General features: G+C 60.8%; 15 protein-coding genes. 10 read left to right on the plus strand and 5 right to left on the minus strand.

What is annotated here, in order from left to right:
• Positions 1–29 precede the first annotated feature (29 nt).
• From ACYZUM_RS28645 to ACYZUM_RS28675, 7 genes are all read left to right on the plus strand, one after another.
• The gene (locus ACYZUM_RS28645) at positions 30–1,694 is read left to right on the plus strand and encodes an OFA family MFS transporter (protein ID WP_041071385.1); all 1,665 of its coding nucleotides are present in this window, start codon (positions 30–32) and stop codon (positions 1,692–1,694) included.
• Between the two features lie 270 nt (positions 1,695–1,964).
• Positions 1,965–2,558 carry an imidazoleglycerol-phosphate dehydratase HisB gene (gene hisB / locus ACYZUM_RS28650; RefSeq protein ID WP_007909204.1) on the plus strand — a complete coding sequence of 198 codons (594 nt, stop codon included), beginning with the start codon at positions 1,965–1,967 and terminating at the stop codon, positions 2,556–2,558.
• Complete coding sequence (hisH, locus tag ACYZUM_RS28655) at positions 2,558–3,196, plus strand: imidazole glycerol phosphate synthase subunit HisH (RefSeq protein ID WP_108181408.1); 639 nt, start codon at positions 2,558–2,560, stop codon at positions 3,194–3,196. The genes hisB and hisH overlap by 1 nt, the downstream gene beginning before the upstream one ends.
• Positions 3,197–3,457, plus strand: coding sequence for a DUF2164 domain-containing protein (locus ACYZUM_RS28660; protein WP_108181409.1), 261 nt, complete (start codon positions 3,197–3,199; stop codon positions 3,455–3,457).
• 42 nt (positions 3,458–3,499) lie between these two features.
• On the plus strand, positions 3,500–4,237 hold the full coding sequence (gene hisA / locus ACYZUM_RS28665) for a 1-(5-phosphoribosyl)-5-[(5-phosphoribosylamino)methylideneamino]imidazole-4-carboxamide isomerase (RefSeq protein WP_097086957.1): 738 nt from the start codon (positions 3,500–3,502) through the stop codon (positions 4,235–4,237).
• A 9-nt stretch (positions 4,238–4,246) separates the two neighbouring features.
• The gene (gene hisF, locus ACYZUM_RS28670; protein WP_007909211.1) at positions 4,247–5,017 is read left to right on the plus strand and encodes an imidazole glycerol phosphate synthase subunit HisF; all 771 of its coding nucleotides are present in this window, start codon (positions 4,247–4,249) and stop codon (positions 5,015–5,017) included.
• 73 nt (positions 5,018–5,090) lie between these two features.
• Positions 5,091–5,846, plus strand: coding sequence for a substrate-binding periplasmic protein (locus ACYZUM_RS28675; protein ID WP_108181410.1), 756 nt, complete (start codon positions 5,091–5,093; stop codon positions 5,844–5,846).
• On the opposite strand, the gene ACYZUM_RS28680 is transcribed toward ACYZUM_RS28675, so the two are convergent.
• The 5 genes from ACYZUM_RS28680 to gpmI all read right to left on the minus strand — a co-directional run bounded on the left by ACYZUM_RS28680 (position 5,827) and on the right by gpmI (position 12,431).
• On the minus strand, positions 5,827–7,122 hold the full coding sequence (locus tag ACYZUM_RS28680; protein WP_108181411.1) for a Vps62-related protein: 1,296 nt from the start codon (positions 7,120–7,122) through the stop codon (positions 5,827–5,829). The two genes, ACYZUM_RS28675 and ACYZUM_RS28680, sit on opposite strands and share 20 nt — an antisense overlap.
• A 113-nt stretch (positions 7,123–7,235) precedes the next feature.
• Positions 7,236–8,012, minus strand: a complete 777-nt coding sequence (locus tag ACYZUM_RS28685) for a divergent polysaccharide deacetylase family protein (RefSeq protein WP_041071406.1) — start codon at positions 8,010–8,012, stop codon at positions 7,236–7,238.
• Positions 8,013–8,014: 2 nt separating this feature from the next.
• Positions 8,015–9,334 carry a S41 family peptidase gene (locus ACYZUM_RS28690; protein ID WP_041071409.1) on the minus strand — a complete coding sequence of 440 codons (1,320 nt, stop codon included), beginning with the start codon at positions 9,332–9,334 and terminating at the stop codon, positions 8,015–8,017.
• A gap of 31 nt (positions 9,335–9,365) precedes the next feature.
• Positions 9,366–10,652, minus strand: coding sequence for a murein hydrolase activator EnvC family protein (locus ACYZUM_RS28695; protein ID WP_086793950.1), 1,287 nt, complete (start codon positions 10,650–10,652; stop codon positions 9,366–9,368).
• A 252-nt stretch (positions 10,653–10,904) separates the two neighbouring features.
• On the minus strand, positions 10,905–12,431 hold the full coding sequence (gpmI, locus tag ACYZUM_RS28700; protein ID WP_108181412.1) for a 2,3-bisphosphoglycerate-independent phosphoglycerate mutase: 1,527 nt from the start codon (positions 12,429–12,431) through the stop codon (positions 10,905–10,907).
• 153 nt (positions 12,432–12,584) lie between these two features.
• Between gpmI and ACYZUM_RS28705 the strand changes: the two genes are divergently transcribed.
• From ACYZUM_RS28705 to secB, 3 genes are read left to right on the plus strand one after another with little or no spacing between them, the layout of a single operon-like run.
• On the plus strand, positions 12,585–12,998 hold the full coding sequence (locus ACYZUM_RS28705; protein WP_041071418.1) for a rhodanese-like domain-containing protein: 414 nt from the start codon (positions 12,585–12,587) through the stop codon (positions 12,996–12,998).
• A gap of 1 nt (position 12,999) precedes the next feature.
• On the plus strand, positions 13,000–13,254 hold the full coding sequence (gene grxC / locus ACYZUM_RS28710; RefSeq protein ID WP_041071421.1) for a glutaredoxin 3: 255 nt from the start codon (positions 13,000–13,002) through the stop codon (positions 13,252–13,254).
• Between the two features lie 57 nt (positions 13,255–13,311).
• Complete coding sequence (gene secB, locus ACYZUM_RS28715) at positions 13,312–13,797, plus strand: protein-export chaperone SecB (protein WP_025110924.1); 486 nt, start codon at positions 13,312–13,314, stop codon at positions 13,795–13,797.
• The last annotated feature ends 181 nt before the right edge of the window (positions 13,798–13,978 follow it).

Here is a 13,978-nt window from a genome sequence, read left to right on the forward strand (position 1 = left end):
GAACCATACTAATAATTGGGGGATACACAATGAGCACGAGCATCACGGCGGACGGCCTTCGCGCCGACCAGCCTGCGTTCCTGTCCAAGGAACGCATTATCGCCAAGCCCGGTTTCAACCGTTGGCTGGTTCCACCGGCCGCTCTGGCCATCCACCTGTGCATCGGCATGGCCTACGGTTTCTCGGTGTTCTGGCTGCCGCTGTCCAAGGCATTGGGCGTCACCGCGCCCGTGGCTTGCGCGCCGGACATGAGCTTCATGGCTCAGGTCTTCTCTTCGCAATGCGACTGGCCGATCTCCATGCTCGGCTGGATCTACACTCTGTTCTTCATCTTCCTCGGCTGCTCGGCCGCGATCTGGGGTGGCTGGCTGGAACACGCCGGGCCACGCAAGGCTGGCGTTGTGTCGGCATTGTGCTGGTGCGGCGGTCTGCTGATCTCGGCACTGGGGATTTATACCCACCAGATCTGGCTGATGTGGATCGGCTCCGGCGTGATCGGCGGTATCGGTCTGGGCCTGGGCTATATCTCCCCGGTCTCGACCCTGATCAAGTGGTTCCCGGACAAGCGCGGCATGGCGACCGGCATGGCGATCATGGGCTTCGGTGGCGGCGCGATGGTCGGTGCACCGTTGGCGACTGCGCTGATGAGCCACTTCGCTTCGCCTGCCGGTGTCGGCGTCTGGCAGAGCTTCGTGGCCATGGCCGCGATCTACTTCGTGTTCATGATCGGTGGCGCCCTGGCTTACCGCGTGCCGCCAACCGGGTGGAAGCCTGAAGGCTGGACCGCTCCGGCGAAGAAAGCCTCGAACTCGATGATCACTCACCGTCACGTCCACGTGAATGTGGCGTGGAAAACCCCGCAGTTCCGTCTGGTGTGGCTGGTGCTGTGCCTGAACGTATCGGCCGGTATCGGCATCCTCGGCATGGCCTCGCCACTGCTGCAGGAAGTGTTCGGCGGCAAGCTGCTGGGCGTTGACGTGCCGTTCGGTCAACTGGACGCCGGGCAACTGGCCTCGATCGCCGCGATTGCCGCCGGTTTCACCGGTCTGCTGAGCCTGTTCAACATCGGTGGCCGTTTCTTCTGGGCCTCGTTCTCGGACTACCTGGGTCGCAAAAACACTTACTTCGTGTTCTTCGCCCTCGGTTTTGCCCTGTACGCGTTGATCCCGAACATGGGCCATCTGGGCAACGTTGCGCTGTTCGTGGCGGCGTTCTGCATCATCCTGTCGATGTACGGCGGTGGTTTTGCGACCGTTCCGGCGTATCTGGCCGACCTGTTCGGTACGCAAATGGTCGGCGCGATCCACGGTCGCCTGCTGACTGCCTGGGCCGCCGCCGGCGTGCTCGGTCCGGTGTTGGTGAACTACCTGCGTGAGTATCAGTTGAGCATCGGCGTTGAACGCGCTGCTGCTTACGACATCACCCTGTACATCCTCGCCGGCCTGCTGGTGCTGGGCTTCCTCTGCAACCTGCTGGTGCGTCCGGTGGCCGACAAGTACTTCATGACCGACGCCGAACTGGCCGCCGAACAGGCGCTGGGCCACGACAAAGGTGCTGATGCAAGCACTGTGCTGGAGTGGAAAGCCGCGCCGGGCAGCAAGCCGCTGGCAATTGCCGCGTGGCTGGTGGTGGGCATTCCGTTGGCGTGGGGTGTGTGGGTAACCCTGCAGAAGACGGCGGTACTGTTTCACTAAGTAATGGGTAAAACGCAGTACCCCTGTGGGAGCGAGCCTGCTCGCGAAGACGGATTGTCAGTTGCCATAAGTGTTGGCTGACTCACCGCATTCGCGAGCAGGCTCGCTCCCACATTTGTTTCGGGGTGCCTGTAATGGCTTGTATGGACATGTCTACCCGCGACAGCCGGGGCTTCTGTCCGTCAGGCATATCACGTCGCGTGTTTCTGTTTCGGCCCCGCGTGCCTATAATGGCTGCCTTTTTCGCCCAATGATTTTGCGGAGCTGGTGATGGCCGAACGTAAGGCGTCTGTCGAGCGCGACACTCTGGAAACCCAGATCAAAGCCTCGATCAACCTTGATGGCACCGGAAAGGCCCGATTCGATATCGGTGTTCCTTTTCTTGAGCACATGCTGGATCAGATCGCCCGTCACGGGTTGATCGACCTGGATATTGAATGCAAGGGCGATCTGCATATCGACGACCACCATACCGTGGAAGACGTCGGTATCACCCTCGGCCAGGCCTTCGCCAAAGCCATCGGCGACAAGAAAGGCATCCGTCGCTACGGTCACGCCTACGTGCCGCTCGATGAAGCGCTGTCACGCGTGGTGATCGACTTCTCCGGCCGCCCAGGCCTGCAGATGCACGTGCCGTACACCCGCGCCACCGTGGGCGGCTTCGACGTCGATCTGTTCCAGGAATTCTTCCAGGGCTTCGTCAACCACGCACTGGTCAGCCTGCACATCGACAACCTGCGCGGCACCAACACCCACCACCAGATCGAAACCGTGTTCAAGGCATTCGGTCGCGCGCTGCGCATGGCCGTCGAGCTGGATGAGCGCATGGCCGGGCAAATGCCATCGACCAAAGGCGTTCTGTAATGCAGACGGTTGCAGTTATCGACTACGGCATGGGCAATCTGCACTCGGTGGCCAAGGCCCTCGAGCACGTGGGCGCTGGCAAGGTGCTGATCACCAGCGATGCGGACGTGATCCGTGAAGCGGACCGCGTGGTATTCCCGGGCGTCGGCGCGATTCGCGACTGCATGGCGGAAATCCGTCGTCTCGGTTTCGATTCGCTGGTACGTGAAGTCAGCCAGGATCGTCCGTTCCTCGGCATCTGTGTCGGCATGCAAGCCCTGCTCGACAGCAGCGAAGAGAACGACGGCGTCGACTGCATCGGCCTGTTCCCGGGCGCGGTGAAGTTCTTCGGCAAAGACCTGCATGAAGACGGCGAGCACCTGAAAGTCCCGCACATGGGCTGGAACGAGGTGCAGCAGAAGGTCAGTCACCCGCTGTGGCACGACATTCCGGACATGGCGCGTTTCTACTTCGTGCACAGCTACTACATCGCCGCCGCCAACGCGCGGCAGGTAGTCGGCAGCGGTCATTACGGTCTCGATTTCGCTGCCGCGCTGGCCGAGGGCTCGCGTTTCGCCGTGCAATTCCACCCGGAGAAGAGCCACACCCATGGCCTGCAATTGCTGCAGAACTTCGCCGCGTGGGACGGTCGCTGGTAAATGGCTGCCAGGAAATCCAAACCGCCGATCCTGACCCTCACTCCCGAACAGGAGAACGAGGCCAACCGCAAGATCCAGCGGTTCATGGAGGATCGGTTCGAACTCGACCTGGGTTCGTTCGAAGCGGCGGAAATTCTTGAGCTGTTTACCCGCGAAATTGCTCCGCACTATTACAACAGGGCGATTTTCGATGTGCAGACCCACCTCAAGGAGCGGTTTGAAAGCATCGAAAGCGACCTGTGGGCGCTCGAGAAAAACTGATTTCCGAGCCAAGCTGAACATTCAAATTTGAAGGTTTGCCAGATGCTGATTATTCCCGCTATCGATCTTAAAGACGGTGCCTGCGTACGTCTGCGCCAAGGCCGCATGGAAGATTCCACAGTGTTTTCCGATGACCCGGTGAGCATGGCTGCCAAGTGGGTGGAGGGCGGTTGCCGTCGTCTGCATCTGGTCGATCTGAACGGCGCGTTCGAAGGTCAGCCGGTCAACGGCGAAGTGGTGACCGCGATTGCCAAACGCTACCCGAACCTGCCGATCCAGATCGGCGGCGGCATTCGCTCGCTGGAAACCATCGAGCACTACGTCAAGGCGGGCGTGAGCTATGTGATCATCGGCACCAAAGCGGTGAAGGATCCGGCGTTCGTCGCTGAAGCCTGCCGCGCGTTCCCGGGCAAGATCATCGTCGGTCTGGATGCCAAGGACGGTTTTGTCGCTACTGATGGCTGGGCTGAAATCAGCACCGTGCAAGTCATCGATCTGGCCAAGCAGTTTGAAGCCGACGGTGTGTCCTCGATCGTTTATACCGACATCGCCAAAGACGGCATGATGCAGGGCTGCAACGTACCGTTCACCGCTGCACTGGCTGCAGCGACGAAGATCCCGGTGATCGCGTCCGGCGGTATCCACAATCTGGGTGACATCAAGTCGCTGCTCGACGCCAAGGCGCCGGGCATCATCGGTGCAATCACTGGCCGGGCGATCTACGAAGGCACCCTCGACGTCGCCGAAGCGCAAGCTTTCTGCGATGCGTACCAAGGCTGAGGACTGACCATGGCGCTGGCCAAACGCATCATCCCTTGCCTGGACGTTGACAACGGCCGGGTCGTCAAAGGTGTGAAGTTCGAGAACATCCGCGATGCCGGCGACCCGGTGGAAATCGCCCGTCGTTATGACGAGCAGGGTGCCGACGAGATTACCTTTCTCGACATCACCGCCAGCGTCGATGGCCGCGACACCACGCTGCATACCGTCGAGCGCATGGCCAGCCAGGTGTTCATTCCGCTGACCGTCGGCGGCGGCGTGCGCACCGTGCAGGACATCCGCAACCTGCTCAATGCCGGTGCGGACAAGGTCTCGATCAACACCGCGGCGGTGTTCAACCCGGAGTTCGTCGGCGAAGCGGCGCAGCATTTCGGCTCGCAATGCATCGTCGTCGCCATCGACGCGAAGAAAGTCTCCGGCCCGGGAGAAACCCCGCGCTGGGAAATCTTCACCCACGGCGGGCGCAAGCCGACCGGTCTCGATGCAGTCGAGTGGGCGAAGAAGATGGAAGGCCTGGGTGCCGGCGAGATCCTGCTGACCAGCATGGATCAGGACGGCATGAAAAACGGCTTCGACCTCGGCGTGACTCGCGCGATCAGCGATGCGCTGGGCATTCCGGTGATCGCTTCCGGCGGCGTCGGCAATCTGCAGCATCTGGCCGACGGCATCCTCGAAGGCCACGCCAGCGCGGTGCTGGCGGCGAGTATTTTCCACTTCGGCGAATACACCGTGCAGGAAGCGAAAGCGTACATGGCCAAACGCGGCATTGTGATGCGCTAAACCGTACAGGCCAGTGGACAGCATGGCGTACCCAAGGCACTCTTGGGCACGCCATGGATTCCGGTAGCCCGACATGATCAAACGCCTGCTTCTTGTTCTCGCCAGTGCTTCTGTGTTGTTGCTCAACACGGCGCGGGCCGAAAACAGTCCCGACACCGATCTGGTGCTCCTCACCGAAAACTTTCCGCCCTACAACATGGCGAAAGACGGCAAGAATTTCGCCAAGGGCGAGAACATCAACGGCATTGCCGCCGACATCGTGCGTGAAATGTTCAAGCGTGCCGGGCTCACCTACAGCCTGACGCTGCGCTTTCCGTGGGAGCGGGTCTACAAACTGGCATTGGAAAATCCCGGTTACGGTGCTTTCGTGATGGCGCGCCTGCCGGATCGCGAAAACCTGTTCAAATGGGTCGGCCCGATCGGTCCGGACGACTGGATCATGTTGGCCCGGGCCGACAGCAAGATCACCCTCGAAACCCTCAACGATGCGCGCAAATACAAGATCGGTGCCTACAAGGGCGACGCAATTGCCGAGACCCTGGCCAAGCAGGGCTTGAAGCCAATGGTGGTGTTGCGCGATCAGGACAACGCGAAAAAACTGGTCAACGGCCAGATCGACCTGTGGGCCACCGGTGATCCTGCCGGACGTTATCTGGCGCGGCAGGACGGGGTCACCGGTCTCAAGACCGTATTGCGCTTCAACAGCGCCGAGTTGTACCTGGCGCTGAACAAGGACGTGTCGGATGCAACGGTCGCCAGGCTGCAGGCGGCGCTGGATCAGATGCGCAAGGACGGGGTTGTCGACGAAATCATGGGGCGCTATCTGTAGTTGTCGGCAATGCCTTGTCCGCGGCTTCATGGATGCATTCGTGCGGCGGATACTGCAGCAGTTCCAGGCTCTCGTACTGGGTGTAGCCGAGGTTGATGCCGGCTTGCGAGCCGTCTGCACGGAGCAACTCGTAGAAACTCTCCTGCTGATAAGCCGCGACGAATTTGCCTTTGCCGGCCATGGCGAGGACGTTGCTGATGAACGGTGTCAGCCAGCCGCTGGTTGAGGTTTCGCAGTGCGTGAACTGGCTGTCGAGTCTCGCCGAGAATGGCAGTGACGGATGGACGTCGCTCTTCATTGCCCAGGCGCTCACAAAACTGATGGCGGTAACCTGGGTGAACAGGCGCAGCACCTTCGGATTCTGCAACCGTTGCGCAGTCCACTTGAATGCCCGCGCCTTGTCGCCCGTGTTGTGTCCGCTCCCGACCAGATAATACTGGTCGGTTCTTTCCAGGCGATAAAAGGGCGTGGTGCGTAATTGTTCGAGCGGTGACAGGTCATCCTTGACCACGAACCACGGAAGTTCCACCACTTGAGCGAGGGTGGCCGCTCCGTTGGTTTGCGGAGCGTCCGCTGCGTGGAGCGTCGGCAACACTGGCGATGATTTGATCAGTGGCGCGATCTGCATCCGCAAGGCAAAGACACTGACGTCGGCCTGTGGTCGGTTGAAGCTGCCTGCCGCAACGAAGGTGCCCGGCGCGAAGTGAATGTCTCCCGGCGGTGCGCTGGGCGGGGTGACGCTCCAGGCACTGAAACTCTGCCGTGCACCGCTGCCCTTGTCGCTCCAGAGCATATTGCCGACCGTTGAAGCGATCACCAGGTCGGCCCGGACGCAGCGCACACTACTGAGCAGTGGCTTGTCGTCGCCGCTGGAGCAAACCTGGCCCAAGGCAACGTAGCCGGCCGGGGGCAGCGGTCGCCAGACCGTGCAGTTGGTTTTGGCGCCCGAGCCGGTATCTTTCCAGACTTGTTCAAAGTCGAGGGGCGCGCTGAGGGCTTTGGCTTTTGTCGGGTCGGTCTCGCGCTCGCTGACAACGGCCACGACGTGTTTTGCGTTGATGTTGTCGTGGCTGCCCACCACGACATCGCCTAAAGGAAAATAGCCCGGCAGCATCTCGGGAGAGGGCGTCGGGCGCCAAAAGCTCCCGGGTGCCGCTTTCGATCCGCTGCTGTCCCAGATTCGCTGGAAATCAGTCGTGAAGTTGATCAGCAGATTGTCCAGCGTGATCGGTTTTGCCTGTTGCGGGACGCCTGCGTCCTTGTCTTCGGTATTCATAATCAGCCCTGATAGTGAAAGACGACTCGGGAAGAGTCGTCACAGTTGCAGGGCTCACTATCCGGCCATGGGCGGGCCGTTTGGCGGTAATTATGTATAGCGGGCGAGGCTGTTCAACGGTAGACGCCGTCCTTGCCATGGGCGGCGGTGGCGCGATTGCTGCGCACGCTGATCATCTGCTTGATGTCGATCCACTCGATGCCTTGTGCCTTGAGCTTCGGCAATTCACGTTCCAGGACTGCCAGGGTCTGCGGATACGGGTGACCGATCATCACCGCTGACCCCTGCTTGCGCGCCAGGCTGATGGCGGTCTGCAGTTGGGTGAAGATGGCGGCTTCGGTGCGCTCGTCATCGAGGAACACATCCCGCGAGACACTCGCCAGATCGATCTTCTGTGCCTGCTGCGCTGCGACGGTCTGGGCGCTGGTGCGGCTGTCGACGAAGAATTTGTGCCGGCGCTGCAACTCACCCATCAGCCACGCCATTGCCACCGGCTGGGCGGTCATGCGACTGCCCATGTGGTTGTTAATGCCCGCCGTGTAGGGGACCATTTTGAAGGCGGCGTCGAGGCGCTTTTGCAGTTCCTCGAGCGGCAGTTCAGGATGCCAGGCGTACGGTCCGGTGGCCGGGTCCATGGGCATGTGCAGAATCACGATCTTGCCGGCGCGATGGGCTTCGCGGGCGAATTCGGTAGCGTGCGGCGTGTCGGGCATGATCGCTGTGGTCACCGGGCCGGGCAGGGCCAGCACGCGGCGATCCCGGGGCAGGTTCTGCCCCAGGTCGTCGATGATCAGCGTCAGGTAGGCTTTTGGCGGGGTGGTTCTGGCAGGCTCTGCGTGAGCAGCACCCGCCAGACAGCACAGCAGGACGAAGAAGAAACGCAACGACATCCTCAACGGCCGGACGTGATGCTCAGCCCTTTGAGCAGGCTCAGCGCCTGGGCCAGTTGGTAATCGTCATCCTGCGGCATGGCCTTGGCCTTCGCGCCGGAACCGGTCGGCTTGTCCGCGCCGCCGTTGCCGTTGCCCAGGTGACCTTGCAGGTCGGCTTCCTTGAAGTAGTCGCCGTCGGCTTCGTTGGTGATCTTGGCCTTGCGCACTTCGATGTCCGGGACGATGCCCTGGGCCTGGATCGAGCGACCGTTCGGCGTGAAGTACAGCGCCGTGGTGATCTTCAGTGCGCGGTCGTTGTTCAGCGGCAGCACGGTCTGCACCGAGCCTTTGCCGAAACTGGTGGTGCCCATGACCACGGCGCGTTTCTGATCCTGCAGGGCGCCGGCGACAATTTCCGAGGCCGAGGCGCTGCCACCGTTGATCAACACGACCATTGGCACCGCTTCGCTTTCATCCTTGCCGGTGGCGGAGAAGCGCAGTTCGGAGTTGGCGATCCGGCCTTTGGTGTAGACGATCAGGCCTTTCTTGATGAAATGGTCGACCACTTCCACGGCGGCCTGCAGTACACCGCCCGGGTTGTTGCGCAGGTCGAGGATGATGCCGTTGAGCTTCTTGCCGTTGTCCTTGCGCAGCTTGGCCAGGGCCTTGGAGACCTCTTCGCCGGTCTTGACCTGGAACTGAGTGATGCGGATGTAGCCGTAGCCCGACTCCAGCAGTTGCGCCTTGACGCTCTTCACTTGAATCACGGCGCGGGCCAGAGTCACGTCGAACGGCGTACCGCCATCGCGCACCAGGGTCAGGGTGATTTTCTGGCCGATCTTGCCGCGCATCTTGTCCACGGCTTCGGTCATGGTCTGGCCGCGGGTCGGCTGGCCGTTGATCTTGACGATGAAGTCCCCGGCCTGAATGCCGGCCTTCGATGCCGGGGTGTCGTCGATCGGCGAGACGACCTTGATGAAACCGTCTTCGGAGCCGACTTCGATGCCCAGGCCGCCGAATTCGCCGCTGGTGCTCTCCTGCAATTCGGTGAAGTCTTCAGGGCCGAGATAGGCGGAATGCGGATCGAGGTTGCTGAGCATGCCCTTGATCGCGTTTTCCAGCAGGGTCTTGTCGTCCACCGGCTCGACATAGGCGGCCTTGATCCGGTCCATTACCTCGGCAAAGGTGCGCAACTCTTCCAGCGGCAACGGTGCCTTGGCGGTCGCGGCAGTGCCTGCCGGAGCGACGGCCGGGGCCGGTTGAGCGGCGAACGCCAGAGGCGCGCCGATCACCAGAGCGATCGTCAGGGCCAGCGAGGTAAGGCGGGACAAATGCAGCATGTCGAACGAACTCCTGAATTAGGCGACGCGCTTATCCTTGCGCGTGACACCATTGCGCCGGATCACTCGGGTGACCCTGCTGACGAATTGCGAAATACAGCGCTGGTGTGTCCTGACCGCCACTGTTACCCACAGTGGAGATCGACTCACCGGCTTTTACCACGTCACCGGCCGACTTGAGCAGCGTCTGGTTGTGACCGTAAAGACTCAGATAACCATTGCCGTGATCGAGGATCACCAGCAGCCCGGCACCGCGCAACCAGTCGGCGAACACCACGCGTCCGCCGTGCACGGCATGCACCTGGCTGCCGGCGGCGGCGCTGATCATCACGCCATCCCACTTGGTACGGGCATCGTCGCCACGGCTTTCGCCGAAGCGTGCCAGCAATCGACCATCAACCGGCCACGGAAGTTTTCCCCGGGTTGCAGCAAAAGGGCCACCGAAGGTCTCGCCGCTGCTGGACACCAGTGCGCCGGGGGTTGATCTGGCGGGTTTTCGTGGGGCGTCGCTGGTGTCAGCCTGCGCCTCACGCAAACGCTTTTTTTCCGCTTCCTGCTGGGCGATCAGCGCTTTCTGCCGCGCTTCTTCTGCCTCACGGGCCTGACGGGCCAGGGTTTCTTCAATGGTTTTAAGGACTTTAGACAGGTCTGCCTGATCCTGCTCGCGGGCGGCCAGTTTCTGGTCGCGGGCTTTCACGTCATCGTTGAGCTTGGCGAGGACTTGCTGGCGCTCCTTGCGGACTTTTTCCAGCTCGTCGCGCTGGCTGTCGAGGCTGCTTTTCTGCACCAGCAATTGCGCCTGCTGCGTGGCGATGTCTTTTTCGACATTGGCCAGTTGGCGCAGGGTTTCGTTGAAGTTCTTCAACTGCTCCAGGCGGGCCTGGCTCAGGTAATCGTAATAGGTGAGGGTGCGGGCGAATTTCTCGGGATTCTGCTGGTTGAGCAGCAGCTTGAGGTATTCCTGACGGCCGTTCTGATAGGCCGCGCGGGCCTGGATGGCGATCAGTCGCTGCTGTTCAGTGCGCGCGCTCTGGAGTTTTTTTTTCTCCGCATCGAGCCGCTGCAGCTCGGATTCGCTCTTCTTCAGCTCTTTCTGCAGGGCATCGACCTGCTTCTCGAGCTTGCCCATCTCGGTTTCAGTGCCCTTGAGCTCTTTCTGCACACCGGATTTTTCTTCCTGCAGCTTGCCCAGCAGCTTTTTCAGCTCGGCAATGTCCTGACGCGTGGCATCCAACTGCTGTTGGGTTTGCGCGCGCTCGTCAGCGAAGGCCGGTTGGAGCAGGCAGGTCAGAGCGAGGGCGATCAGGACGCGGAGCATAGAGGCGGGCGGCACCAGGGTAATGGACGGCCTAGTATGCCCGCCCGGGGCTGCAAAAAAAACGCCCAATTGGGCTTGTGTGATAACTGGAGCGGCGCAGAGGCCCATTTCCATTTCGAAAACCCCATAAACCACTGTGGGAGCTGGCTTGCCAGCGATGGCGTCTGCACCTTCAACATAGCTGTTGGCTGTCAGATTGCTATCGCTGGCAAGCCAGCGCCCACAGGGTTTGGCGGTGTTTGATCGGGCGAATTACACCAGAATCGAGGTACCCGTCATCTCCGCCGGTTTTTCCAGGCCCAGCAGCATCAGCATGGTTGGAGCCACGTCCGCCAGTACGCCGCCGTCACGGACCTTGAGGTCACGCTTGCCGACATAAATGAACGGCACAGGCTCGGTGGTGTGCGCGGTGTGCGCCTGGTGGGTTTCTTCATCGGCCATTTTTTCGACGTTGCCGTGGTCAGCGGTGATCAGCGCTTCGCCACCGACTTTTTCCAACGCCTCGACGATGCGCCCGACGCAGGTGTCCAGGCATTCCACGGCTTTCACCGCAGCGTCGAACACACCGCTGTGGCCGACCATGTCGCCGTTGGCGTAGTTGACCACGATCACGTCGTAACGCTGGTGTTCGATCGCATCGACGATACGGTCGGTGACTTCCGGTGCACTCATTTCCGGCTGCAGGTCGTAGGTGGCGACTTTCGGCGACGGGATCAGAATGCGCTCTTCGCCCGGGAACGGTTCTTCACGGCCACCGGAAAAGAAGAAAGTGACGTGTGCGTATTTTTCGGTTTCGGCGATACGCAGCTGGGTCTTGCCGTTTTTTGCCAGGTAGTCGCCAAGTACATTTTCCAGGCTGCCCGGAGCGAAGGCGGCCGGGGCCGGGATGCTGGCCGCGTATTGGGTCAAGCCGACGTACTGCACTTTTGGCTGGCGCGCGCGCTCGAATTCCTTGAAATCGTCTTCGACGAACACGCGGCTCAGCTCGCGGGCGCGGTCGGCGCGGAAGTTCATGAACACCACCGCGTCGCCGTCTTCAACCTTGACCGGCTCGCCGATGGTGGTGGCTTTGACGAATTCGTCGCTTTCGCCACGGGCGTAGGCAGCGTCGAGGCCTTCCTGAGCAGTGGCGGCGTTGAATTCGGCGTTACCGTCGACGATCAGGTTGTAGGCCTGGGAGACACGGTCCCAACGGTTGTCACGGTCCATCGCGTAATAGCGACCGATGAGGCTGGCGATGCGGCCCTTGCCGAGCGCCTGGAACGTCGCATCGAGCAGTTCGATCGACGAAGCGGCGCTCTTTGGCGGCGTGTCACGGCCATCAAGAAAGGCGTGCAGGTAGATTTTTTCGGCGCCGCGCTTGAACGCCAGTTCGGCCATGGCGATCAAGTGATCCTGGTGGCTGTGCACGCCGCCATCGGACAGCAGGCCCATGAAATGCACGGCTTTGCCGGCGGCCACGGCTTTATCCACCGCGGCGCAGATGGTCGGGTTCTCGAAAAACTCACCGTCGCGGATCGCTTTGGTCACGCGCGTGAAGTCCTGATACACCACGCGCCCGGCGCCGAGGTTCATGTGGCCGACTTCAGAGTTGCCCATCTGGCCGTCCGGCAGACCAACGTCCATGCCGCTGCCCGAGATCAGGCCGTTCGGCACCGTGGCCCACAGGCGATCGAGCACTGGCTTCTTCGCCGCATACACGGCATTGGATTCGTGGCTGTCACTGTGACCGAAGCCGTCGAGAATCATCAGGACCAAAGGTTTAGGCGTGGTAGTCATGGAATCCACTCGTGGCTAATAAAGAAGAGGGCGATGGAAAAGGGAGTGGCAGTTTAAAGCGAAGTTCCTGCGGCGTCACCGCCGGACGGGGTTTGGCCCACCATAGTGGCTGTGTATACTGGCCGACATTTTAACGCCCTGGAACCTCCTTCGATGGTTGCTCACCTGATTGAATTTGCCACTAACCACTACATTCTTGTCGGTATCTTCGTCGTACTGCTGGCTCTGCTGCTGGCGCACACGATGCAGGGCGGCGGTAAAAGCCTGAGCACTGGCGAGCTGACCGCACTGGTCAACAAGGACGCAGGCGTGGTGGTGGACATCCGTCCGGCGAAAGATTACGCCGCCGGTCATATCGTTGGCGCGATCAACATTCCTCAAGACAAGCTGGCTGCGCGTGCCGGTGAGCTGGAAAAGCACAAGGCCAAGACCATCATTCTGGTGGACGCCCTGGGCCAGACCGCTGGTACCCACGCTCGCGAGCTGATGAAATCCGGCTTCACCGCCGCCAAGCTGTCCGGCGGGATCTCCAGCTGGAAAGGCGACAACCTGCCGCTGGTGAAGTGATATGAGCGAAGTCATCGTCTACTCCAGCGACTACTGCCCTTACTGCATGCGAGCCAAGCAATTGCTCGCGAACAAAGGTGTGGCCTTCGAAGAGATCAAGGTCGATGGCAAGCCGCAGATTCGTGCTGCCATGAGCCAGAAGGCCGGACGCACGTCCGTGCCGCAGATCTGGATCGGCGACAAGCACATCGGCGGTTGTGATGATTTGTATGCCCTGGAGCGCGCCGGCAAGCTCGACGCGCTGCTCAAGGCCTGAACGGCTGCACCCACGTACAGCAATCCCTAAAAGACCCAAGATCAGAAAGGATCTGAGATGACTGACCAACAGAACACTGCAGCCAGCGAAGAAGAAACCGCACCGCAATTCTCCTTGCAGCGCATCTACGTACGCGATCTGTCCTTCGAAGCCCCGAAAAGCCCGGCGATCTTCCGCCAGCAGTGGGACCCTACCGTCGGTCTGGACCTGAATACCCGTCAGAAAGAACTGGAAGGCGATTTCTACGAAGTCGTGCTGACCCTGTCCGTGACCGTGAAAAACGGCGACGAAGTGGCCTTCATCGCTGAAGTGCAGCAGGCCGGTATCTTCCTGATCAAGAACCTGGACGCGGCTTCGATGAGCCACACCCTGGGTGCGTTCTGCCCGAACATCCTGTTCCCGTATGCTCGCGAAACCCTGGACAGCCTGGTGACCCGCGGTTCGTTCCCGGCCCTGATGCTGGCGCCGGTGAACTTCGACGCCCTGTACGCGCAAGAGCTGCAGCGCATGCAGGCTGCGGGCGAGACGCCGACCGTTCAATAAGCGGTTTGAGCGACAACGAAAAAAGCGCCGTAACGGGCGCTTTTTTCTTGGGTTGGAATAGAGACTTCATGACTTCATGACTTCATGTAGGAGCTGCCGAAGGCTGCGATCTTTTGATCTTGTTGTTAAAAATCGAGATCAAAAGATCGCAGCCTTCGGCAGCTCCTACAGGATCGGGTGG

This window comes from Pseudomonas sp. m6p, assembly GCF_055760375.1.